The following is a 21084-nucleotide window of genomic DNA, read 5'->3' on the forward strand; positions in this document are numbered from 1 at the left end:
CATCACGAAAATCTGTTTGTTTCATGGGACGAGATTACCACACCTTTTAAAATCAAAAAACATGCCGGACATCCTCTGAATGGAAAACAGCGGGAAAGGTCGCCCTTCCCCGCCGGGACATGACAGAGATTACTTCTTGTACAGCTTGGAGACCACGTCGCGGCAGAAGATCTCCTGCGCGGCGATGAGTTCGGCCAGCTGCTTGTTGTCCTTGAAATCAAGGCTCATGCCGGCCTTCTGGTGAGCCTCGATGCAGGCGGGATCCTGCATGGTCTTGCGGAAGGCTTCCACATAGAAGTCCACGATCTCCTGCGGGGTACCCTTGGGCAGCACCAGCGCACGGGCGGAACCGTACCATTCCTTGTAGTAGCCCAGCTCGCCCAGGGTGGGCACGTCGGGATATTCGGGCAGACGGGCGGTGTTGAACACGCCCAGGATGCGCAGTTCGGGCTTGTCACCGCTGCACAGGGCGGCCACGTCGGCCACCTTGGCGCAGGAGAAGTGCACTTCGCCCTGGCGCAGGGCCAGCAGCTGGTCGGCGGTACCGCCGTAGGGGATGGCCTTGTAATCGAAGCCGGCGGAAGTGCCAGCAGCTGGGCGGCGGTATGGTTGGAAGCTTCCACACCGTTGGTGGAGCAGCGCAGGTTGCCCTTGGCCTTACAGGCATCCACCAGTTCCTTGAGGCTCTTCCAGGGGCTGTTGGCACGCACGACCACCACGCCGGTCTCGCTCAGCTGGTTGCAGACGGGCACCACGTCGCTGACGGCGAAGGTGGAGCCGGGCTGCACGGCCAGGGTGGTGAAGGTGGGCAGGTTGATGAAGCCGATGGTGCGGCCGTCGGGCTTGGAGTTGACCAGCTCGGTCCAGCCGATCTTGCCGTCGCCGCCGGGCAGGTTGTTGATGATCAGGGTCTTGCCCACATACTTTTCGGCCTGAGAAGCCAGCAGGCGCGCACCGGTATCCGTGCCGGAACCGGCCTTGTAAGCCACGATGACGGTCACATCGCCGTCAGGGGTCCACGCAGAAGCTGCCAGCGGCATGGCCAGCAGAGCCATGACCAGGAAAGCAAGGATCTTTTTCATGTTTCCTCCTCAAAAGATCTGTCGAACTGTGGCGCTTTGGTGACATTTTGGTGACAAGCGTCCGTTTTCCCTTACCGCCTTGCCCTGATGCGTCAAGGAATGCCTCTTTTTTGCGGGATTTGCCCGGATATGGCTCAAAATCCTCCCGGGATGCTCAGGGATGGAGGGCCCTTTTGCAGGGAGTCCCCTGTCTTCCGGCTAGGGCCCATAAGCCTTGCCTGTGCGGGCTGCCCATCCCTGTTTCCGGTTCGATCCGGGGCAGAACAGCCGCATGCGGATGTCCTTACCGGCAACTGCCTGTGCCCCGGATGCCGGGAGGTGCAAAAAATGAAGAACTCCCGCAGAGCGGAGGATGCTGCATTTCGCACCGCAGTATTCACAGATACAGCCATAACAAAAAAGCGGTCCGGGACAGACCCGAACCGCTTGTGAGTTTCTGGTAGCAAGGGAGGGATTTGAACCCCCGACACTGCGGGTATGAACCGCATGCTCTGACCAACTGAGCTACCTTGCCATAAGGCTTTGTGAATTTTCCACAACGCAGAGATGCATCTACAGAACTTGCTCTCCTTTGGCAAGCTTTTTCTGTATTTTCTCCCGGCAAGGAGAAAAACTCCCGCAAAGGGCCCGGCCTGAAGGATCTAGGCCGTGGCTGTTTCTCCTGGCGAAATGGCTCTGGAGACTTCCCATCCCGGGACCGCAGCAATCCCCCAAACGATGGCCGTATGCGGAAGTCATCCAGCAGGCGATCCCGGCCGGGACATCCCCTCACCCGTCGCCCCGCCCTTCCATGAAGGACCGGCAGGACGCTCCGGGCGCTGTCCCGCATCTCGGGACACGCGGCAAAAAAGTCCATAACAAAAGAAGCCCGGAAAATTTCCGGGCTTCCTGTCATATTCTGGTAGCAAGGGAGGGATTTGAACCCCCGACACTGCGGGTATGAACCGCATGCTCTGACCAACTGAGCTACCTTGCCGTGATGGCGTTTCGTGTCCCACTCAACGCAGGGATGTATCTACAGAAGTTGCTCCCCTTTGGCAAGCATTTTTTGGGGATTTTCCCAATTTTTTTTTAATGCACCATGAAATACCAGATAAAGGGAGCCAGCAGCAGGCGGTACACGGCAAAGGGCACCAGGGTCATATGACCCACCAGCCTCACGAAGGCCTTGACCGCGATCAGGGCGGAAATAAAGGAGCCGATCATGCCCACGGCAAAGAAGGGGATGTCCGCCGCGGTGAACAGATGCAGGCTCTTGAGCAGGTCAAAGCCCGTGGCCGCCACCATGATGGGCACGGCGGCGATGAACGAATATTCGGCCGCCAGCGGACGGCGGGCCCCCAGGATCATGCCGCCCATGATGGTGGCCGCCGAACGGGAAAAGCCGGGGAACAGGGCCAGGCACTGGAAGCAGCCGATGCCGAAGGCCAGGCCGGGCGTCATGTCGTCCAGGGTCTCATAGCGGGGATGGAACTGGCGGCGCTCCACAAAGATCATCAGCAGGGCGCCGATGACGAAGGGGATCAGCACCATGCTCGGCGTGAACAGGCTCTTGATCTGGGAGTGCAGCAGCAGGCCCAGCACACAGGCGGGCACGCAGGTGAGGAAGAGCATCCAGATGCCGCGCAGACCGGCAAAGGGCACGCCCTGTTGCGGCCGCAGCAGGCCCCAGAAACGTCCCCAGTAGAGGACGACCACCGCCATGATGGCGCCCAGCTGGATGACCACCTGGAAGGTGGCAGCTTTTTCACCGCTGAAATTGAGCAGATCGCCCACCAGCACCAGATGGCCCGAGGACGAGACCGGCAGGTATTCCGTCAGCCCTTCCACGATGCTGAGGATGAACGCAACCCACAAATTATCCATATATGCCGTCCTTTGGATCCGAAGACCCGTTGTTTCCCGAAACGGACTCGGCTAGAGTGATCCACAAAAAGGAGAACTCCATGGCCACCATCATGCCCGCTTCGGAACTGGTACGGCGAGCCGCCGCCTGGCTGGCGGAACAGCGCGCCCTGTATCCCGAAAAATCCCTGGCCGCCCTTCTGGACGAAGCCGGGATGCGCTTCAACCTCAACCCGCTGGACGCGGCGGCACTGGGCCGCCTGTTCGATCCCGCGACGCAGGAAAAAAACGACTAGCCTTCCCGGACAGCGGCCGGAGCCCGCACAGGGGGCATCGCGCCCTCTCCGGGACCCCGGTCCCGCAGGGTGCCGCGCTTCCCGGATGGCAGCAGCCCATCCCCGGCTGGCCCCGGTCGCAGCGCCCGCGGCCAGCCTATAGACGGAAATGCCGGGCATTGCAATCCCCGTCGTGCGCATCATGCCGCGAGGTATGAAAAAAGGGAAGGCGGCCTGATGGTCGTACTCCCCTTGTTCCAGTCTCCCCCATCCCTTGCGGACGGGGGAGTTTTTTGTCTCTGCCCGGAGGCTCCCACTGCTCTCCCCCGCTCCCTCTGAAGGGCGCCGAAAAAGGAAGAGGCATGGGGAAGGGAGGCCTCCTTGCCGCCGGCAAAAAGCCCTCCCCGCCCTTGTCGAGAATCGTTTATCCTAGGCGATCTGGCTGCCGTTGGGCACAGGCGCGGCAGGCGTCAGGACGGAGAGCTTGCCGTCCTTTTCCGCGGTCAGCACCATGCCGTTGGACATGAGGCCACGGATCTTGCGCGGCGCCAGGTTGAGCACGGCGATGACCTGCTTGCCCACCAGCTCCTCGGGCTTGTAGTAGTCGGCCAGGCCGGACAGGATCTGGCGCGGCTGGCCTTCGTCAAAGTCGATCTCCAGACGCAGGATGCGGTCGGCATTGGGATGCTTTTCCGCCACGACCACGGTCCCGGCGCGCATCTCCACGGCCTTGAACTGGTCGAAGCTGATCTCGCCGCTCTGGCCTTCGGCGGCAGGAGCGGCCTTGGGGGCTTCCTGCTTCTTTTCCTTCTTGGCCTTGGGGGCCTTTTCGGCCGGAGCTTCCTGCTGCAGGGCCTTGACGTCGATGCGCGGGAAAAGGTTGGAGCTGGCCGCCACTTCAGTGCCGGGCTGCAGACCGTCAAAGTTGCCGGCCTCGGCTTCCAGCGAGGTGGTCACAGGGCCCTCGCCGGGCTGCTGGCCCAGCTGCTCCAGCAGGGTGCGGGAGGCATCGGGCATGACGGCCCACAGGCACAGGGCCACCTTGCGCATGGCCGACAGCAGCACGTACATGACCGTGCCCAGACGCGTGGTGTCGCCCTGCTTGAACAGGGTCCACGGCGCCTGCGAATCCACGTATTTATTGAGCGCGCGCACCAGATCCCACAGGGAATCCAGGCCCTGGGCGAACTGGGTGTTGCCGAACAGCTGGATGTAATTGGTCATGGCCGTGGCGCACAGCTCGACGATGGCCTTGTCGTCTTCGCTGAATTCGCCGGGCTGGGGCACCTTGCTCTCAAAATACTTGGCCGTCATGGACAGCACGCGGCTGAACAGGTTGCCCAGGTCGTTGGCCAGGTCGGCGTTGATGCGGGTCACCATGCCTTCTTCACTGAAGGAGGCATCGGAACCGAAATGCATCTCGCGCAGCAGGAAATAACGGAAGGCGTCCAGACCGTACTTCTGGCGCATCTCCAGCGGTTCCACCACGTTGCCCAGGGATTTGGACATTTTGGTATCGCGCACCAGCCAGTAGCCGTGCACGTTCAGGTGCTGGTACACGGGCAGGCCCGCGGCCTTGAGCATGGTGGGCCAGAACACGGCATGGGGTTTGAGGATGTCCTTGGCCACCAGATGTTCGCCGGGCCAGAAGGTCTTGTACTTTTCACCGTCGGGCCAGCCCAGGGCGCTGATGTAGTTCAGCAGGGCGTCGAACCACACATAGCAGACGTAATCCTTGTCGAAGGGCAGTTCGATGCCCCAGGTCAGGCGGGACTTGGGACGGGAGATGCACAGGTCTTCCAGCGCGCCCGATTCCAGCATGGACAGCACTTCGTTGCGGTAGCGCTCGGGGCGGATGAAGTCGGGATGGCTCTCGATGTATTCCCGCAGCCAGGGCAGGTACTTGGACATGCGGAAGAAGTAGTTCTTCTCGCTGATGAATTCAGGCTTGGTCAGATGCTGGGGGCACAGGCCGTTCTCCAGCTCCTTTTCCGTATAGAAGCGTTCGCAGCCGTAGCAGTAGTGGCCGCCAAACTCGCCGAAATAGATGTCGCCGGCATCATAGACCTGCTGCAGGAAGCGCTGCACGCGGGCCTTGTGGTCTTCGTCGGTGGTACGCACGAAGGCGTCGTTCTCGATGCCCAGATGCGGCCACAGCTGCTGGAACAGGCCGCTGATGCCGTCCACGAATTCCTTGGGGGAGACGCCCTGCTTTTCGGCGGCCTTGACGATCTTGTCACCGTGTTCGTCCGTACCGGTCAGGAACATGGTGTTGTCGCCCAGGGTCTTGTGGAAGCGCGACAGGGAGTCGGCCACGATGGTGGTATAGGCATGTCCCAGATGGGGCTTGGCATTCACATAGTAAATGGGGGTGGTGATATAAAAGTTCTTCACGTCTGACTCCGTTTATTCGGCGGCGCCGTCCTGCCGTTGCTGCGACTTGCGGCGACGGCGGCGGCGACTTTTGCTGTTCTCTGCGGGGGCGGCCTCGGCCTGCGGCTGGGCCTGCTGCGGCTGGACTTCCGGCCCGGCGGTCAGGGGCGCGTCGGGCGGCAGCACATCGGCGAACAGGTTGGGATCGTCCACGTTCTCCGGTGTGACGGAGACCACCAGCAGGCCATCCCCCTGTGCCGCCTTCTGGGGCTGCTGCGCCTGTTTGGGCTGGGCATTGTTGGGATGGGGCTCGGGACGATGCGGATCCAGGGCCTGCCATTCTTCCAGCGTCAGTTCCTGTTCTTCGTTGTTCTCGTTGAGCACGGACAGCGAATTGCGGAACATGTTGGCCCGCAGCACCTTCATGGTGCCCTGCGTGGTCTGGTATTTCTTGCCCAGACGCGGGCAATTGTGGTGGAAGCGGTCGTAGTTCTCCTGCTCGTAGGAAAGGCAGCAGAGCAGGCGGCCGCAGATGCCCGAGATCTTGGCAGGGTTGAGGAACAGGTTCTGCTCCTTGGCCATGCGGATGGTCACGGGAGCGAACTTGCGCAGGTACCGGCGGCAGCAGCAGACCATGCCGCAGTTGCCCACGGCCCCCACCATCTGGGTCTCGTGGCGCACCCCTATCTGGCGCAGTTCGATGCGGGCGCGGTATTCGCGCACCAGATCCTTGACCAGCTCGCGAAAGTCGATGCGGGCCGGCGCCGTGAAATAGAAAATGAGCTTGCTGCGGTCAAAAAAGACCTCAACGTCCACGAGCTTCATGTCCAGGCGGCGGTCACGGATGCACTGGCGGCAGAACTCCGTGGCCTCGCGGGCCAGTTTCTCGTTGGTACGGCCCTCGGCCAGGTCTTCTTCCGTGGCCCGGCGCTCAATGGGCGTCAGGCTCTCCGGCTCCACACCGGCCACATAATCATAGGGACCGGAGACCACCTGCGCCAGGGCCTGCCCCTGATCGGCCGCGATCAGCACATGATCGCCCACGGCCAGATCGGCAGGGCCCGTATGGTACAGGGTCTGTCCCAAAGCGCGAAAGCGCAAACCGTATATTGGCATAGTTCCCAATCTTTGTTGCGGGGATTATCTGAATCCCTTTACATCGGGCATATCCGGGCCGCTGTCAACAGGCAGCCCCCGCGCCCGCCACAGGCCAGCAAAAGTCTTTCCCTTCCTGCTCCGTCCATCAAGCCCCTGCCCTGCCGCTGTCCGGCAGTATCCATAATATAAGGAAGAGCCTCAACGTAACGGCATCACTCGCCCTCTTTTCCCCGTCATGCTTCCTTCCCTGGATAGCGGGGCTTTCCCTTGCTATGCAGTTCTGCCTGTTTTAGAATCACGGCAAGGAGAATACCATCATGATCTCACGAGACGAAGCGCTGGCCCTGCTGGCGGAGAACCATGTCCAGGCGGGCCTGCTGCAACACTCCATTGCTTCCGAGGCCGTCATGCGGGCCCTGGCCCGTGAATTTGGTGAAGATGAAGAACTGTGGGGCCTGACCGGCCTGCTGCACGATGTGGACTATCCCGCCACGGAAGCCACACCGGAAAAGCACGGACTGGAAGGCGCCCGCCTGCTGGAAGGCAAATTGCCCGAAGAGGCCCTGACCGCCATCCGCGCCCACAACGGCGAGATGACCGGCTGTGCGCCCCAGACCCGTTTCGACTTCGCCCTGCGCTGCGGCGAGACCATCACCGGCCTTATCAGCGCCGCCGCCCTGATGCGTCCCACGGGCTATGAAGGCATGGAAGTCAAGAGCATCAAGAAAAAGATGAAGGACAAGGCCTTTGCCGCCAGCGTCTGCCGCGACAACATCCGCCAGTGCGAACAGGCGGGCCTGCCGCTGGATGCCTTCCTGGCCCTTTCCATCGCCGCCATGCGCGACTGCTTTTCGCAGCCTGCCTGAACCGAGCATCCCACCACGAGGTGAAGCATGACCAAAACCGGCGCCATCGATACCAGCATCCGTACTCTCGGCACCCCCAAACTCACGTCCAGGCTGCCCTACCGTACCTGGGTGGATGACGTGCGCCTGCCCATACAGGTGGACAGGGAACTCTGCGACGAGTTCACCGAACCCGTACGCCTGGATTTCGAGGCTGCCGGCCCCCGGAAAAAACTTTACTTCGATCCCAGCCGGGCAAAATGCGCCATCGTGACCTGCGGTGGCCTTTGCCCGGGGCTCAATGACGTCATCCGCGCCATCGTCATGGAGGCGCACCACGCCTACCATGTGCCCTCCATCATGGGCATCCGCTACGGGCTGGAAGGCTTCATCCCGGCCTGCGGGCATCAGCCCATGGAACTGACGCCCGAACGCGTGGCCGACATCCACCGCTTCGGCGGCACCATCCTGGGCTCGTCGCGCGGTCCCCAGTCCGCGGAAGAGATCGTGGACAGCCTGGAACGCTCCAACGTCAGCATCCTGTTCGTCATCGGCGGTGACGGCAGCATGAAGGCCGCCCTGAGCATCAGCCGCGAGGTACAGGCGCGCAACCTCAAGATCGCCGTCATCGGCATCCCCAAGACCATCGACAACGACATCAACTTCATCCCCCAGTCCTTCGGCTTCGAGACCGCCGTCTACAAGGCCACCGAGGCCATCGAATGCGCCCACACCGAGGCCCGGGGCATGCCCAACGGCATCGGCCTGGTCAAGCTCATGGGCCGGGAATCGGGCTTCATCGCCGCCCAGGCCACGCTGGCCATGAAGGAAGTGAACTTTGTTCTGGTGCCGGAAGCGCCCTTCACCCTCGAAGGGGAAGGCGGCCTGCTGCCCGCGCTGGAAGAACGCCTGAAAAGCCGCCATCACGCCGTCATCGTGGCGGCCGAAGGCGCCGGCCAGCATCTGCTGGACCGTTCCGGCGCCACCGACGCCTCGGGCAACCTGCTGCTGGGCGACGTGGCCGACCTGTTGCGCTCCGAGATCAAGCGTTATATGGACGCCCGCGGCATCCCCCACGCGCTCAAGTACATCGACCCCAGCTATATCATCCGCTCCGTGCCGGCCACGGCCAACGACAAGGTCTACTGCGGCTTCCTGGGCCAGTACGCCGTCCATGCGGCCATGGCCGGGCGCACCGACATGGTGGTGGGCAAGATCCAGGACCGCTACGTGCATCTGCCGCTGGAGCTGGTGACGCGCCGCCGCCGCAAGCTCAACATCTATTCCGATCTCTGGCGCGCCGCCCTGGAATCCACGGGGCAGGGCATGCTGGCCGGTATGCTGCCGCAGCAGGAGACGCATGGCTAGTCTGTATCAAGTCAAGGCATCTGCCGGGTCAGGCAAGACCTATGACCTGACCCGGCGTTTTTTGTGTCTGCTGGCGGCCTGCGGGGCCCCGGCACCGGCCGCTGCCGCCTCCTGCGGGCTGGGCACCGGCCCCTCGGGCTGGGATGAGATCCTGGCCATCACCTTCACCAATGCCGCCGCCGGCGAGATGCGCGACCGCGTCATCGGCCGCCTTAAGGCCATCGCCCTGGGCACGCCGGAAAAAGGCATCCCCCTGACGCCCGACATGGCCGCCCGCTGGCTGGACGTCATCCTGCGAGATCTGGCCAGCCTCAACATCCGCACCATCGACAGCCTGCTCCACGCTATCGTGCGTTCGGCCGCCCTGCAGCTGGATCTGCCCCCGGATTTCCAGCCCGCCTTCGTGAGCATGGATGCCGTGACGCCCTATCTCGATACCCTGCTCAACCAGGCCTCCCAGGGCAACGAGAAGATGGAAAAACTGCTGCGCGACCTTTACTGGGCCATCGTCCATGTGCAGCAGAGCAAGGGCTTCAATGCGGGGGAAAAGCTGGGCAACATCATCCGCCCCCTGCTGGACGGCATCCTGCGCGACGAATTCACGGATATCGCCAGCCCGGAAGAGCTGGAAAGCCGCCACCAGCAGCTCTGGAACAGGACACGCGGCCTGATCCGGGCTGTCCTCGACGCGGAGGAGCAGGCCAAGACCAAGCTCCATGCCACGAGCCGCAAGGCCCTGGTGCGCCTTCAGGAGCGGGACGAAGGGGCCTTCAAGCTCAAGTCCATCGCCGAGCCCGAGGTCGACAAATTCCTCACGGCCAAAACGAAGCGTACGGAAGAGCTGCTGTCGGCACTGGAGGCACTGACGTCCTGGCTGCCGGATTTCAGCCGTCGTCATGCCCTGCTGCGTTCGGCCCGCAATTTTGCCCCGGCCGTCCAGCTGGCCACGTTGCTGGTCCACGCCATGCGGGCCAACCAGCAGCAGGAAGGCACCCTGCCCGCCGTCCTGGTGCCGGAGATGGCCGCCTTGGTGCTCAGCGGCAGCTTTGGCGTCTCCGAGGCCCTGTGCCGTCTGGGCAGCCGCCTGCAATATTTCCTGCTGGACGAATTCCAGGACACCAGCCGCGAGCAGTGGCAGGCCCTGAGCCCGCTGGTGGAAGAAGCCCTTTCCCGGGGCGGTTCCCTGACCTGGGTGGGCGACGTCAAGCAGGCCATCTACGGCTGGCGTGGCGGGGATGCCGCCCTTTTTGACGGCATCGAAGCTCCCTTGCGTCTTTTGGCCCCGGATGTGCGCCACGAGACGCTCACGGCCAACTGGCGCAGCTGCCGTCAGGTCATCGCGCACAACAATGCCCTGTTCTCGCCTCTGGAGGATGCCGCCGTAGCCCGGCAGGCCCTTGCCGCCTTGATGCCGCAGGACACGCCTGACGATCTGCTGGACAGCTATGCGGACCGTGTGGCCGCGGGCTATGCCGGGACGGCCCAGGATTTTTCGCCCAGCTCGCCTCCCGGCGGCCTTGTGCGCGTGGAAGCCATCGACGGTGACAGTAGCGAAGAGCTCAACACCGCCGTACTGGCGCGCCTGCGCCATGTGCTCCGGCAGGAACTGGCCCCGCGCCGTCGCTGGCAGGAGATCATGGTGCTGGTGCGCAGCAATGCCCAGGCCGCACTGGTGGCCGAGGATCTGGCAGCGGCCGACATCCCCATCGTCACGGAGAACAGCCTGCTGCTGTCCACCCATCCTCTGGTGATCCAGAGCGTGGCCCTGCTGCAGTTCCTGTGCAACGCGGAAGACGAGCTGGCCCTCTGGACCGTGGTCACGGGCAGTCTGGTGCAGCAGGGCCCCCTGCCTGTCCCCGACCTTCAGGCCCTGCACGACAGTTGCGTGGACAGGGGCAGCATCCCCCTGGTGCAGCATCTGCAACGGAACTTCCCCGGCTTCTGGGCCTCCGTCCTGGCGCCTTTCCACAATCAGGCCGGGCTCATGACGCCCTACGACACGGTCATGGAATGGTATGACCGCCTGCAGGTCTTCGAACGCTATCCCGATGCCGATGTTTTCCTGCGCTGCTTCCTTGAAGTGCTCAAGAATGCCGAGGATCAGGGTCTGGCCACCCTGCCCGACTTCCTGGCCCACTGGCAGGAAAAGGGCGAGGAGGAAAAAGTCCCCATGCCTGAAGGCATCGACGCCGTTCGCATCATGACCGTCCACAAATCCAAGGGCCTCGAGGCTCCTGTGGTCCTCCTGCCCTGGACCGATGCCACCCTGAAGGCGAGCGATCCGGTGCTCATGGAGGAAGACGGCCTGCGCATGGTCTGCAAGAACGGCCCGCATTGCGGCAGGGTCTACTACGAAGCCCTGTTGCGGCAGGCCATGGAACTGCTCAACCAGTTCTATGTGGCCTTTACCCGGGCACGGGAAGAGCTCCTCGTCTTCCGTACCAGCGCCGCCACCGTGCGCAAGGGCTGCGGCAGCCACGCCCTGGATGTCCTCTGGCAGCAGGCCGGACTCGAGGTCCCCTACCTGCTGGAAGGCGGGGACGACGTGCTGCATCCGGTCCAGCCTGCTGTGGCGGAGGAAGGAGAAGACGATACGGCCCCGGCAGCAGAAACCGCAGGAGCCGATAGCACTCCCGACCAGCTCTCCGGCGGACAGACGGCAGTACCGCATGACCCGGAGGAAGACTGGCGTCCCATGCAATGGTTGCCCCGGCTCAAGATCTATCGCAACCCGCTGGAACGGATGCACTTTTCCGCACGGGATCGCGGTACCCTGCTCCATGCCTGTCTGGAGCAGCTGCCTCTGGGCGGCCTCAGTGAGGACAACATCAGGGCTGCCGTGCGGGAAGTGCTCGCCACCATCCCCCTTGCCGACGGACAGGACGCCTCCGACAGGGAAAGCGTTGCCGCCGACATGGAATCCTGCCTGCTCTGGTTGTTGCGTCTGCCCCAGTTCGGCCTCTGGCAGCGGCGCGGTGTGCCGGAGCAATCCATGCTGGCCGCCGACGGTTCCCGCCGGGACCTTTTGCGTGCCGACCTCATCGTCCCCCTGTCCTGGGGGACCCTGGTGGTGGACTACAAGAGCGGCAGGGTCATGGACGAGCATGTCCGGCAGGTGCAACGCTATCTGCGCTGTCTGGAACAGAGCGGCACCACCGTGGCCCGCGGCCTGCTCATCTATCTGGACAGGCAGTCTTTCCGCCTGGTGGAACCCGACAGCGCTTCGGAACTGTTTACGGATCTTGGGGCCTATCCCCGCTACTTCTGTGAGGACGAGGCATGAGCAGCCCCTTCCATATCTTTTCCTGGCAGCAGCCTTTCCTGCCTGCCCTGAAACAGGCCACCGACCTCTGGAGCGACGGACGGCCGGGTGATGCCGTCATCATCGTCCCCCACAACCGTCCGTGGCGCTATCTTGTGGACATCTATGCCGCTGCCGGGACCACCGGCCTGCTGCCCAAGGTCCTTTCCCTGCCGGACATGGTGCGCCTGTGGCGCATGCATGCCAGCCCCGTGCCGCTGCGTACGGCCTGCCTGCTGGACAGGGTGGCCCTGCTGCGGGACTGCGTCCTCGATCTGGCCGACGAAGACCACGAGCTGGAAAAACGCTTCGGCAAACTGTCCCCGGACGCCTTCCTGCCCTGGGGCATACGTCTGGCCAATCTGCTGGAAGAACTGCTGGGCCAGAACATGGTCACGGACGACCTGCCCTTCATCGACGAGGTGAGCCCCCCGGCCGCGGCCCTGCTGGGTGCTCTGGGGCGCATCCGCGATGCCTATGTGGCGGCGCTGGCCCAAAAGGGCTGGACCACGCCGGGCCATGACTTCTGGCTGGCCGCCCGCCATGCGGAGGACATCCCCAACCTGCTGCGCCCGGCTGACGGGCATCCCGTGCTGCTGGCCGGTTTTTCCCTGCTTACCGAGACCGAGGACATCCTGCTCCGCAGTCTCTGGCAGGCCGGTGCCCGCGTCTGCCTGCACACGGATCCGGCCCTGGCCCGGCATGGTGAGGAAGAGCGGCCGCCTGTGCACTGGGCCTGTCAGGAACACGTCCAGTGGCTGCAACGCTGGCAGGCCACGGCCCGCCCCTGGGAGGCAGACGCGCCCTCTCCGGTGGAAGACGCGCAAAAATGGCACTATTTCGCGGGTTATGACCTCCACTCCCAACTCAAGGCCCTGCAACAGGATCTGGATGCCCCTTCGGAGGCTTCCACGGCCATCCTCCTGACCCACGGCGACCTTCTGCTGCCCGTGCTGCACCATCTGCCGGACAAGGAAGTCAACATCTCCATGGGCTATCCGCTGGACCGTTCGCCCCTCTTCCACCTGCTGGACAGCCTGTTCCGCCTGCATGAAGGACGGGACAAGGACGGGCTTTTCTACTGGCGCTATCTGCTGGCCTGCCTGCGCCACCCCTATCTGGGCATGCTCCAGGCCGCCGCGCCCGGGGAAGAGCCCGGCACGGGGCAGTCCCTGCGGCCCCTGCTCCGCCGTCTGGAGCGCCGCATCCGCAGCGGCAGGCGCCTGGTGGCCCATGAGGATCTGCTGGCCACCCTGGCCGAAGGCGAAGAAAGCATGGATGCTCCCGCCGGAGAGGACGCCACGGACGGTGCCCTCCCTGCCCCCAGTCCCGAGCGCGCCCTGCTGGAAGAACTGCTGCACCTGCTGCTGGAGGATTTCGGCGCCGTTTCCACGCTGTCCGGCCTGGCCGGCGCCCTGCTGCGCCTGAGCGACTTCCTGACCCGCCACGGACAGGCCGTCTGGGAACGCTTCCCCCTGGATGCCGAGGCCCTGTACCGGCTCGTACGCCACTGCGTGCCGGAACTGCAGCACAATGCCCTGTCCGGCGAGGAGATGGACTCCCGCCTTCTGCACGGTCTGGCCCGCCAGCTGCTGCAACAGCAGCGCATCCCCTTCGAAGCCGATCCGCTGGGTGGTGTGCAGGTGCTGGGCATGCTGGAAAGCCGTCTGCTCCAGTTCGACCGCATCTTCATCATCGATGCCACCGACGACGTCCTGCCCGGTACCCCAGGCCAGGATCCCCTGCTGCCGGACAGCCTGCGCCGCATCCTCGGCCTGCCTGATGCCCGCCGCCGGGAACGGGCGGCCTCCCACACCCTCTACCGCCTGTGTGCCTGCGCCCGCGAGGTGCATTTTTACTGGCAGGAGAGCCAGGGCCGTTCCGGACTCATGGACAGCAAGAAGGCCCGCAGCCGTTTTGTGGAGCAGCTCATCTGGGCGCACGAGCAGCGCACCGGGGCCATCCTCAAGCCGGGCACGCCGCCGCTGGCTGTGGCCACCTGTGCCGTGGCCCCCATGCCGCCCCGCGAGCTGTCCCTGAAGCGCAACCAGGCCTTGCAGGATGCCATGCGGGCCTTTCTGGCCGCGCCCATCTCTCCCACGGCCCTGGATACCTATCTGCATTGCCCGCTGTCCTTCGTCTGGAAACATCTGTGCCGCTTCCGGCCCGTCCAGGAGGTCAACGAGATAGACGATCCGGCAGAAGTGGGCTCCGTGCTGCACGATGTGATGCAGCAGCTCTACCGTCCGTATCGCGGCAAGCTGGTGGATGCGGGGACCTTCGACATGGCCGTCATGCGTGCCGAACTGCAGCGCCAGATGGAAAGACACGACCTGCGGACCCAGCTGCCGCCCGACAGCCTGATGATGTTCTCCATGGCGGCCCCGCGCCGTCTGGAGGAATATCTTTGCAATCAGCCGGAAGCCACCATCCTGGAACTGGAATATCCCCTGACCCAGGTCATCAGCTGCAACGGCCGGGAATATACCTTCAAGGGACGCTTGGACAGACTGGACAGGCGTGAGGACGGCCTCTGCATCGTGGATTACAAGACCGGTACCATCAACAGTCCTGCCGGTGCCTTATGGGATGACGAAGCCCTGTTCGTCCACATGGCGCAGGTCCGGGACGCAGGGATCCCTCTTGAGGAACGCCGCCGGCTGGCCGCCGGGGCTTTCGACCAGCTGGCCGAGAAGCTGCGCATGATCCAGCTGCCCGCCTACCTGTGCATGCTGCACGCCGCCGGTTTCAAGGATCTGCACGACGCCGCCCTGGTGGAACTGCGCGACAAGGGGCGGGAATACTGGCTGTTCGGGCCCAGGCTGGATCTGGACAATGGCGAACGCATCCGTCAATGCTTTGACGTCCTCTCCCTGCTGCTCTGGCATATGGAGCACGGCCCTGATTTCACCGGCCGTCCGGGCGAAGGTTGCCGCTGGTGCGACTATCAGGCACTTTGCCATGCCTGACAGAGACAGCGGCCTTGTGAAAATAAGGTTTTTCTGGTAATGCTTTCCGAAAATTGATTTCAATACCGCCCCTCGAGGGCTTTACCTTATAGCGCCATGTTGGAGGTTGCATCATGGCTTTTCCTTCTTTGTCCATTGGAGACCTGACCGCTAAAATGCCCATCGTCCAAGGCGGCATGGGTGTTGGCATTTCCCTTTCCGGCCTCGCCTCTGCTGTTGCCAATCAGGGCGGCATCGGCGTCATCGCCGGAGCCATGATCGGGATGAAAGAGCCCGACGTGGCCAAGAACCCCATCGAAGCCAACCTGCGCGCCCTGCGCCAGGAGCTGACCAAGGCCCGGGAAAAGACCCAGGGCATCATCGGCGTCAACATCATGGTGGCGCTGACCACGTTCAGCCAGATGGTGCGCACGGCCATCGAAAACCGTGCCGACATCATCTTTTCCGGTGCCGGTCTGCCCCTGGAGATGCCCAAGCATCTCCTGCAGGCCTGCGAAGAAAAAAAGGAAGAGTTCAAGACCAAGCTGGTCCCCATCGTCTCTTCCGCCCGCGCGGCGACCCTGATCGCCCGCAAATGGCTCTCCCGCTTCGACTATCTGCCCGACGCCTTCGTGGTGGAAGGCCCCAAGGCCGGCGGCCACCTCGGCTTCAAGCGTGAAGAGATCAACGACCCGAACTTCGCCCTGGAAATCCTGGTCCCCCAGGTGGTCGAGGCCGCCAAGCGTCTTGAAGACCAGAAAGGCCGCGCCGTGCCCGTCATCGCCGCCGGCGGCATCTACACCGGCGAAGACATCAAAAAGTTCCTCGACCTCGGCGCTTCCGGCGTCCAGATGGGCACCCGCTTCGTGGCCACCAAGGAATGTGATGCCGATGACCGCTTCAAGCAGAGCTACATCTCTGCCCGCGAGGAAGACATCACCATCATCAAGAGCCCGGTGGGCATGCCCGGCCGCGCCCTGCAGAACGACTTCATCGAGGCCGCCCGCCAGGGCAACAAAAAACCCTTCAAGTGCGTCTTCCACTGCGTGCATACCTGCGACCAGGAAAAGACGCCCTACTGCATCGCCCAGGCCCTCATCAGCGCCATGAAGGGCAACCTGGAACGCGGCTTCGCCTTCTGCGGCGCCAACGTGGCCCGTGTCAACAGCATCGTTTCCGTCAAGGAACTGATGGAATCCCTGCAGCAGGAATTCGACCAGACCATCAGCAAGGGCAAGCAGACCCTGCAGGGCCTGCTGAAGTAACATCCGCCTCATCCATCATCCTGGGGCCGGCCCTGCCGGCCCCTTTTTTTGCCTTTGGAGGACCATGGACGAAACCCTTCCCCTGGTGGACAGCGCCACGCTGCCCGATGCTGAAAAAAAGCGCCTGCGGAACAGCCATCCCCTGTACGGGCGCATGAACGGCGAAGTGATCTGGATGGCTTATGAAGAACTGGGCTATGATGCCGAGGCCTGCGCCACGGTCATGGATGCCGAGCTGGATCTGCGCCACCGCACCGTCAGCCTCATGGCCACGCTGGAGCAATCCCCGGATGCCTGCTGCGTGCTGGAACTGCCGGATGCCCCCTGTGCTTCCTGCACCGCCTGCCCGGATCTGACACGGCTTGCCATCGACGCCGCGACACCACAGTGGCGGCAGTGGCTGCCCCCCTACGCCATCGGCTGCCGCGTCCATGCCCGCCTGCTGTCGCATACGGAAGCCGGACAGGCAGGATGTCGCCCTCCGGAAGGGGCCGCCCTGCCCCGGCGCCAGATGCTCTGCCCATGCCTGGCGCCCGAAAAATAGCCCGCAGCAAAGAAATTTGGGCTTTTCCCGGAAAAAGGCTTGCCTTTTTGGCAAAGCTTGGGTAAAGGAACTGCTTGCGCGGCCATGCTGGATGCATGGCTCATTGCCTGCGCAATGCGCGGCCGCTGTTACCCGGCTTTGCCGCATAAACGATACACACAGTTTTCTGCATATACGGAGGACATCATGAGCAAAGAATGCGATTTCTGCGGCAAAAAGCCCCAGGTCGGCAATCTTGTCAGCCATTCCAACATCAAGACCAAGCGCCGCTTCAACCCCAACCTGCAGCGCGTGCGTCATCAGTTCGCTGACGGCACCGTGCGCACCCTGACCGTGTGCACCCGTTGCCTGCGCTCCGGTGTGGTGACCAAGCCCGCCGCCCGCGCCAAGCAGGACTAACTTGTTTTTTGTCCGCAAAGCCCCGGTTGCCACTGCAATCGGGGCTTTTTTGCTATGAAGCCCCGCCTTCTGCGCCTGCCTGCCCCTTTTGCGGGGTACTGGCACGCCCAGCGCCGCCCGCGTCCCCTGCCGTTCCACTGGCGTTCCCTCACCGGCCCCGAGGGGATCACCTCCTACAACCAGCGCCAGGAAATGATCCTCGTGCTCAGCGCCTGCGGTCTGCCCCATCAGCTATGGCGCTTCCGCCAAAAAGAATACATCTATGTACCTGCCCTGCTGGAAGGTCTGGCCCGGCAGGAGTTGCAGCACTTCCATGCGGAAAAGCAGCGCCCTCCGGCACTCCGCGGCCTGCCGCCCGCGCTCCATGCCCGCTGCTGGCTGGCTGCCCTGCCCCTGCTCCTGCTCGTCCTCTGGCACGGCCTGCGCAGCGGCTGGTGGCCGCTGCCCGACGGGCTGCCCCTCCCAATGGGCTGGGAACAGGCCGGAGCGCTGGACAACGTCCGCCTGCGCATCTACGGAGAATGGCAACGCCTGTTCACGGCCCTGACCCTGCATGCCGACGCCGCCCATCTGGGCGGCAATGTCCTGCTGGGCGGCATCATGCTGCCCCTGCTGGCCCGGCTGACAGGTCCGGGACGGGCCCTGCTGCTCACCGTGCTGGGCGGCGGGCTCGGCAATCTGCTCACCGTGGCGCTGCGACGGGAATTCGTCCTCAGCCTGGGCTTTTCCACGGCTGTCTTCGCGGCCATCGGGGCCCTGGCCGGGTATATGGTCCTGCATCATGAAAGCAAGCGCTACCTGCCGCTGGCGGCCGGCGTAGGCATTCTGGCCATGTGGGGCATGGGCGAAGGGAACGTGGACTATCTGGCCCACATCTGCGGCCTGGTGGCCGGCATGGCCCTCGGTTTCTGGGAGGCCCTGCGTACCAGACGGCGCTGGCCGGGCCTGCCGCAATGGCTGTCCGCCCTGCTGGCCCTGCTCTTGCCCGTGCTGGCCTGGATACAGGCTTTTCAACAGGGATGACGGCGAAACCGTCTCCCTCCGGCACTGTCCGCCACCACGGATGGCGACCGAAAAAAGCTGCGTCCGCATGGCAATGCCGTGCAGGACGCAGCTTTTTTATGACAAGGTGATGAAGAATCTGTTCCCCGGAAGCGCCCGGCAGCTCCTAGAACATGTCCAGTCTGGTCACGGCCAAAAAGCCGCAGACAGCCACGAACATCCCCGTAAGACAGGCATACGCCCGGCGTGTGCGCAAAGAAAGGATGCCGCCCACCATGCTGGCAGCAAACAGTACGGGCCAGCCCATCTGCCCTTCAAAAAGGAATATCGCCTCTCCCAGCAGATCACAGGCCAGCCACAAGGCCACATAGCACAGCATGTAGAGCGAGAACTGCCAGGCAGCGCGCACCACGGCCCCCAGCGCTACGGCCTGCCCCGGCGTACAGCCGCGACCGGAAGTGAACCACGCCGTGACCAGATCCACCAACGGATTGAGGGCCACCCGCTGGTAGCGCTCCGCATAGCTGGCGCCGTAAGCCGCGAATACCGCGAACATCAGGGGGGCCAGGAACTGATGGGCCTCAGACCAGCCCGGGATGATGGACAGGGGAAAAAGCAGCAGGAAGGCCAGGGTCCCGAAAGGCGGGACCACACTGCCCAGGGCGATGACATCGAGCCAGAGCAGCTCCACCACGATCCCCAGCGAGAGCGCGGGCTGCCACTGGCCGGAAAGGCCGCCCAGCAACAGTGCCCAGAACAGGGGCCTGTCAGCCAGCCTGAAGACAAAGGAGGAACGGGCTACCCCCGCGAGGACAAAAAAAAAGCGTATTGCACGCCCAGCCAGAGGGCATCAGAGAAGCTGCTCATAAGCATCCCGGATTTTGTCGGAAGGCACACAGCGGAAATCCAGCTCTACCTGCTGTTGCAGCATGGCCCGCAAGTCCTCCCTGTCCTGTTCGGAAAGGGCCACATGCGGAAAAACCTGGATCTTGCCCGGTGCGTAGTGCAGATTGCCGATATTGAGGGCCCGGATGTCGACGCCGCTCTCCAGGGCCCTGCGGGCATCCTGACAGTCGGCAAAGAGGACGAGGCTGCTCTCGCCACAGCAGGCCAGGGTCTCAAGCAGGGCGGCCACCGGTACGAAGTGGATGGCCACCTGCTCCGGCACGGCCAAGGAGACGATCTGCTGCTGCAGAAGGTCCGCCGACATGGCGTCATTGGCAACTATCAGGTGCCGGGCGGCCACATAGGGCAGCCAGCCTTCGATGACCTGCCCGTGCACCAGACGGTTGTCCACTCTGAACCAGAGCATACGGATCAATCGCCTGTTTTTTCTTTGTTCCGGGAACGCAGCATGCTGCCGGCCACGACGATGCCCTTGGTTCCGGCCTCTCCGGCCAGCTTGGCCAGCTCGGCCAGGGGCTTTTCGCGACAGGTGAAGACCTTGAGCAGCATGGGCAGGTTGACGCCGGTGACGACTTCCACATTATGGCTCCCCAGCAGGGAGAGGGCCAGATTGGTGGGGGTGCCGCCGAACATGTCGGTGAGGATGATGACCCCGGCGCCCTTGTCCAGCCGCTGGGCGGCATCATCCAGACGGCGCACGGTCTCGGGCACTTCCTGGGCGATGTCCACGCTGATGGAGGTGCAGTCGCTCAGGGTACCAAGGATGAACTCCGCCGTGCGCAGCATGGCAGAGCCATAGTCTGCATGGGCGACAACGATGATGCCGACCTGGGTGGAAGATTGCTGTTCCGACATGACATACCTCGCGCTGGAACTGAAATTTCTGCAAAATGCAGCACGTAAGGCCAAGAGTGCCAGCTTTCCTAGCCAAGTTCAAGGTGCCTGTGCTCGATACTGGCCGGATAATCCGCCTGGCGCAGCATCTGGAACAGGGCCTCGGCCGTGGCGACGGAACGGTGGCGGCCACCGGTACAGCCCACGGCGATGGCGACCCGGTAGCGGCCTTCCGCTTCCATCTGCGGCAGCATGAAGCGCACCAGGTCAAAAAGCTTCTTCTCGAATTCCTGCGCGGCCTCGGAGGCAAAGACATAGTCACGGACAGCCTTGTCCTTGCCGCTGAGGGGACGCAATTTTTCTACAAAATAGGGATTGGGCAAAAAGCGCAGGTCAAAGACGAAATCCGCCTCGCGCGGGACGCCGTACTTGAAGCCGAACGAGATGACGTTGACCCGGATGGCCCGCAGCTTGCCCGACGTCCTGCTCCAGCGCTTCTGGATGGCGCGGCGCAGGTCATGGATGGAAAAACGGCTGGTATCTATGACCAGATCCGCCATCTCGCGCACGGGGGCCAGACGCGTGCGTTCTTCGTGCAGGGCATCCTCAAGGCCCATGCCCTCACGCTCCAGCGGATGGGGCCGGCGGGTGGTGGCATAACGGCGCATGAGCTCCTGCGCTCCGGCTTCCAGAAAAAGCAGTATGGGCCGGACCCCGTGCTCGGAAAGCTGGGCAAGGGCCACATTGAGCTCTTCCAGAAAGTCCTGCTGGCGCATGTCCATGCCCAGGGCCATGCCCCGGAAGCGTTCCATGGATCCGCGCCGCATCATCTCCACCATCTCGACGGCCAGCCCGGCAGGCAACCCGTCCACAGTGAAATAGCGCAGGTCTTCAAAGACCCGCAGCGCCGTACTTTTACCGGCCCCCGAAAGGCCGGTGACTATACAGACCTGGACAGGCGCTGCCGCGCCCTCGGATGGTGTCTGGCTCATGGCAATC

Annotated in this window: 17 protein-coding genes, 2 tRNA genes and 1 pseudogene; 9 read left to right on the forward strand and 11 right to left on the reverse strand. The window is 63.4% G+C overall.

Going from position 1 to position 21084, the window contains the following annotated elements; all coding sequences use genetic code 11:
• Nucleotides 1-129 precede the first annotated feature (129 nt).
• The 5 genes and pseudogenes from HF854_RS12835 to HF854_RS07530 form a co-directional block, all read right to left on the reverse strand.
• A complete protein-coding gene (locus tag HF854_RS12835) occupies nt 130-639 on the reverse strand; it encodes a tripartite tricarboxylate transporter substrate-binding protein (protein ID WP_205906065.1) in 510 nt (169 codons plus the stop codon).
• Nucleotides 640-647: 8 nt separating this feature from the next.
• A pseudogene (locus HF854_RS12925) lies at nt 648-1082 on the reverse strand (Bug family tripartite tricarboxylate transporter substrate binding protein); the annotation flags it as partial.
• Between the two features lie 437 nt (nt 1083-1519).
• Nucleotides 1520-1596 (reverse strand) — tRNA-Met (locus tag HF854_RS07520).
• A 385-nt stretch (nt 1597-1981) separates the two neighbouring features.
• Nucleotides 1982-2058: transfer RNA gene (locus HF854_RS07525), tRNA-Met, on the reverse strand.
• A gap of 95 nt (nt 2059-2153) precedes the next feature.
• Nucleotides 2154-2948: an undecaprenyl-diphosphate phosphatase gene (locus HF854_RS07530; protein WP_006004607.1), complete on the reverse strand. Its 795-nt coding sequence runs from the start codon at nt 2946-2948 to the stop codon at nt 2154-2156.
• Nucleotides 2949-3028: 80 nt separating this feature from the next.
• Between HF854_RS07530 and HF854_RS07535 the strand changes: the two genes are divergently transcribed.
• Complete coding sequence (locus HF854_RS07535; protein WP_168935744.1) at nt 3029-3223, forward strand: hypothetical protein; 195 nt, start codon at nt 3029-3031, stop codon at nt 3221-3223.
• A gap of 408 nt (nt 3224-3631) precedes the next feature.
• Here HF854_RS07535 and metG read toward each other — a convergent pair whose 3' ends face one another.
• The gene (metG, locus tag HF854_RS07540; protein ID WP_168935745.1) at nt 3632-5596 is read right to left on the reverse strand and encodes a methionine--tRNA ligase; all 1965 of its coding nucleotides are present in this window, start codon (nt 5594-5596) and stop codon (nt 3632-3634) included.
• Between the two features lie 12 nt (nt 5597-5608).
• Entirely contained in the window at nt 5609-6691 is a 1083-nt protein-coding gene (locus HF854_RS07545; RefSeq protein WP_168935746.1) for a PSP1 domain-containing protein, read from the reverse strand.
• A 299-nt stretch (nt 6692-6990) separates the two neighbouring features.
• Here HF854_RS07545 and HF854_RS07550 point away from each other — a divergent pair, with 299 nt between their 5' ends.
• The 8 genes from HF854_RS07550 (at nt 6991) to HF854_RS07585 (ending at nt 18366) form a co-directional block, all read left to right on the forward strand.
• Complete coding sequence (locus tag HF854_RS07550; protein ID WP_168935747.1) at nt 6991-7539, forward strand: HDIG domain-containing metalloprotein; 549 nt, start codon at nt 6991-6993, stop codon at nt 7537-7539.
• Nucleotides 7540-7566: 27 nt separating this feature from the next.
• A complete protein-coding gene (locus tag HF854_RS07555) occupies nt 7567-8886 on the forward strand; it encodes an ATP-dependent 6-phosphofructokinase (RefSeq protein ID WP_168935748.1) in 1320 nt (439 codons plus the stop codon).
• On the forward strand, nt 8879-12169 hold the full coding sequence (locus tag HF854_RS07560) for a UvrD-helicase domain-containing protein (protein ID WP_168935749.1): 3291 nt from the start codon (nt 8879-8881) through the stop codon (nt 12167-12169). Before HF854_RS07555 ends, HF854_RS07560 begins: the two co-directional genes overlap by 8 nt.
• Nucleotides 12166-15156 (forward strand): PD-(D/E)XK nuclease family protein, encoded by a 2991-nt coding sequence (locus tag HF854_RS07565; protein WP_168935750.1) that lies wholly within the window; start codon nt 12166-12168, stop codon nt 15154-15156. The genes HF854_RS07560 and HF854_RS07565 overlap by 4 nt, the downstream gene beginning before the upstream one ends.
• A 113-nt stretch (nt 15157-15269) precedes the next feature.
• Nucleotides 15270-16400 carry an NAD(P)H-dependent flavin oxidoreductase gene (locus HF854_RS07570; RefSeq protein ID WP_168935751.1) on the forward strand — a complete coding sequence of 377 codons (1131 nt, stop codon included), beginning with the start codon at nt 15270-15272 and terminating at the stop codon, nt 16398-16400.
• 64 nt (nt 16401-16464) lie between these two features.
• On the forward strand, nt 16465-16944 hold the full coding sequence (locus HF854_RS07575) for a hypothetical protein (protein ID WP_168935752.1): 480 nt from the start codon (nt 16465-16467) through the stop codon (nt 16942-16944).
• A gap of 186 nt (nt 16945-17130) precedes the next feature.
• A complete protein-coding gene (gene rpmB / locus HF854_RS07580; RefSeq protein ID WP_040369119.1) occupies nt 17131-17343 on the forward strand; it encodes a 50S ribosomal protein L28 in 213 nt (70 codons plus the stop codon).
• 54 nt (nt 17344-17397) lie between these two features.
• Nucleotides 17398-18366 (forward strand): rhomboid family intramembrane serine protease, encoded by a 969-nt coding sequence (locus HF854_RS07585; protein ID WP_168935753.1) that lies wholly within the window; start codon nt 17398-17400, stop codon nt 18364-18366.
• A 145-nt stretch (nt 18367-18511) separates the two neighbouring features.
• Here HF854_RS07585 and HF854_RS07590 read toward each other — a convergent pair whose 3' ends face one another.
• From HF854_RS07590 to rapZ, 4 genes are all read right to left on the reverse strand, one after another.
• Nucleotides 18512-19090 carry a hypothetical protein gene (locus tag HF854_RS07590; protein WP_168935754.1) on the reverse strand — a complete coding sequence of 193 codons (579 nt, stop codon included), beginning with the start codon at nt 19088-19090 and terminating at the stop codon, nt 18512-18514.
• Between the two features lie 105 nt (nt 19091-19195).
• The gene (locus HF854_RS07595) at nt 19196-19657 is read right to left on the reverse strand and encodes a PTS sugar transporter subunit IIB (protein WP_168935755.1); all 462 of its coding nucleotides are present in this window, start codon (nt 19655-19657) and stop codon (nt 19196-19198) included.
• Nucleotides 19658-19662: 5 nt separating this feature from the next.
• On the reverse strand, nt 19663-20106 hold the full coding sequence (locus tag HF854_RS07600) for a PTS sugar transporter subunit IIA (RefSeq protein ID WP_006004575.1): 444 nt from the start codon (nt 20104-20106) through the stop codon (nt 19663-19665).
• Nucleotides 20107-20174: 68 nt separating this feature from the next.
• Nucleotides 20175-21077, reverse strand: a complete 903-nt coding sequence (rapZ, locus tag HF854_RS07605) for an RNase adapter RapZ (protein ID WP_168935756.1) — start codon at nt 21075-21077, stop codon at nt 20175-20177.
• Nucleotides 21078-21084: the final 7 nt, after the last annotated feature.

It is taken from the genome of Desulfovibrio piger (assembly GCF_012843875.1).
Lineage (GTDB): Bacteria > Desulfobacterota > Desulfovibrionia > Desulfovibrionales > Desulfovibrionaceae > Desulfovibrio.

What these genes read in the sequence shown, in the direction of transcription:
- HF854_RS07530 (WP_006004607.1), bottom strand. Translation starts at nt 2,948, where the DNA reads ATGGATAATTTGTGGGTTGCGTTCATCCTCAGCATCGTGGAAGGGCTG.
- HF854_RS07535 (WP_168935744.1), top strand. Translation starts at nt 3,029, where the DNA reads ATGGCCACCATCATGCCCGCTTCGGAACTGGTACGGCGAGCCGCCGCC.
- HF854_RS07545 (WP_168935746.1), bottom strand. Translation starts at nt 6,691, where the DNA reads ATGCCAATATACGGTTTGCGCTTTCGCGCTTTGGGACAGACCCTGTAC.
- HF854_RS07550 (WP_168935747.1), top strand. Translation starts at nt 6,991, where the DNA reads ATGATCTCACGAGACGAAGCGCTGGCCCTGCTGGCGGAGAACCATGTC.
- HF854_RS07555 (WP_168935748.1), top strand. Translation starts at nt 7,567, where the DNA reads ATGACCAAAACCGGCGCCATCGATACCAGCATCCGTACTCTCGGCACC.
- HF854_RS07560 (WP_168935749.1), top strand. Translation starts at nt 8,879, where the DNA reads ATGGCTAGTCTGTATCAAGTCAAGGCATCTGCCGGGTCAGGCAAGACC.
- HF854_RS07565 (WP_168935750.1), top strand. Translation starts at nt 12,166, where the DNA reads ATGAGCAGCCCCTTCCATATCTTTTCCTGGCAGCAGCCTTTCCTGCCT.
- HF854_RS07570 (WP_168935751.1), top strand. Translation starts at nt 15,270, where the DNA reads ATGGCTTTTCCTTCTTTGTCCATTGGAGACCTGACCGCTAAAATGCCC.
- HF854_RS07575 (WP_168935752.1), top strand. Translation starts at nt 16,465, where the DNA reads ATGGACGAAACCCTTCCCCTGGTGGACAGCGCCACGCTGCCCGATGCT.
- rpmB (WP_040369119.1), top strand. Translation starts at nt 17,131, where the DNA reads ATGAGCAAAGAATGCGATTTCTGCGGCAAAAAGCCCCAGGTCGGCAAT.
- HF854_RS07585 (WP_168935753.1), top strand. Translation starts at nt 17,398, where the DNA reads ATGAAGCCCCGCCTTCTGCGCCTGCCTGCCCCTTTTGCGGGGTACTGG.
- HF854_RS07595 (WP_168935755.1), bottom strand. Translation starts at nt 19,657, where the DNA reads ATGCTCTGGTTCAGAGTGGACAACCGTCTGGTGCACGGGCAGGTCATC.
- HF854_RS07600 (WP_006004575.1), bottom strand. Translation starts at nt 20,106, where the DNA reads ATGTCGGAACAGCAATCTTCCACCCAGGTCGGCATCATCGTTGTCGCC.
- rapZ (WP_168935756.1), bottom strand. Translation starts at nt 21,077, where the DNA reads ATGAGCCAGACACCATCCGAGGGCGCGGCAGCGCCTGTCCAGGTCTGT.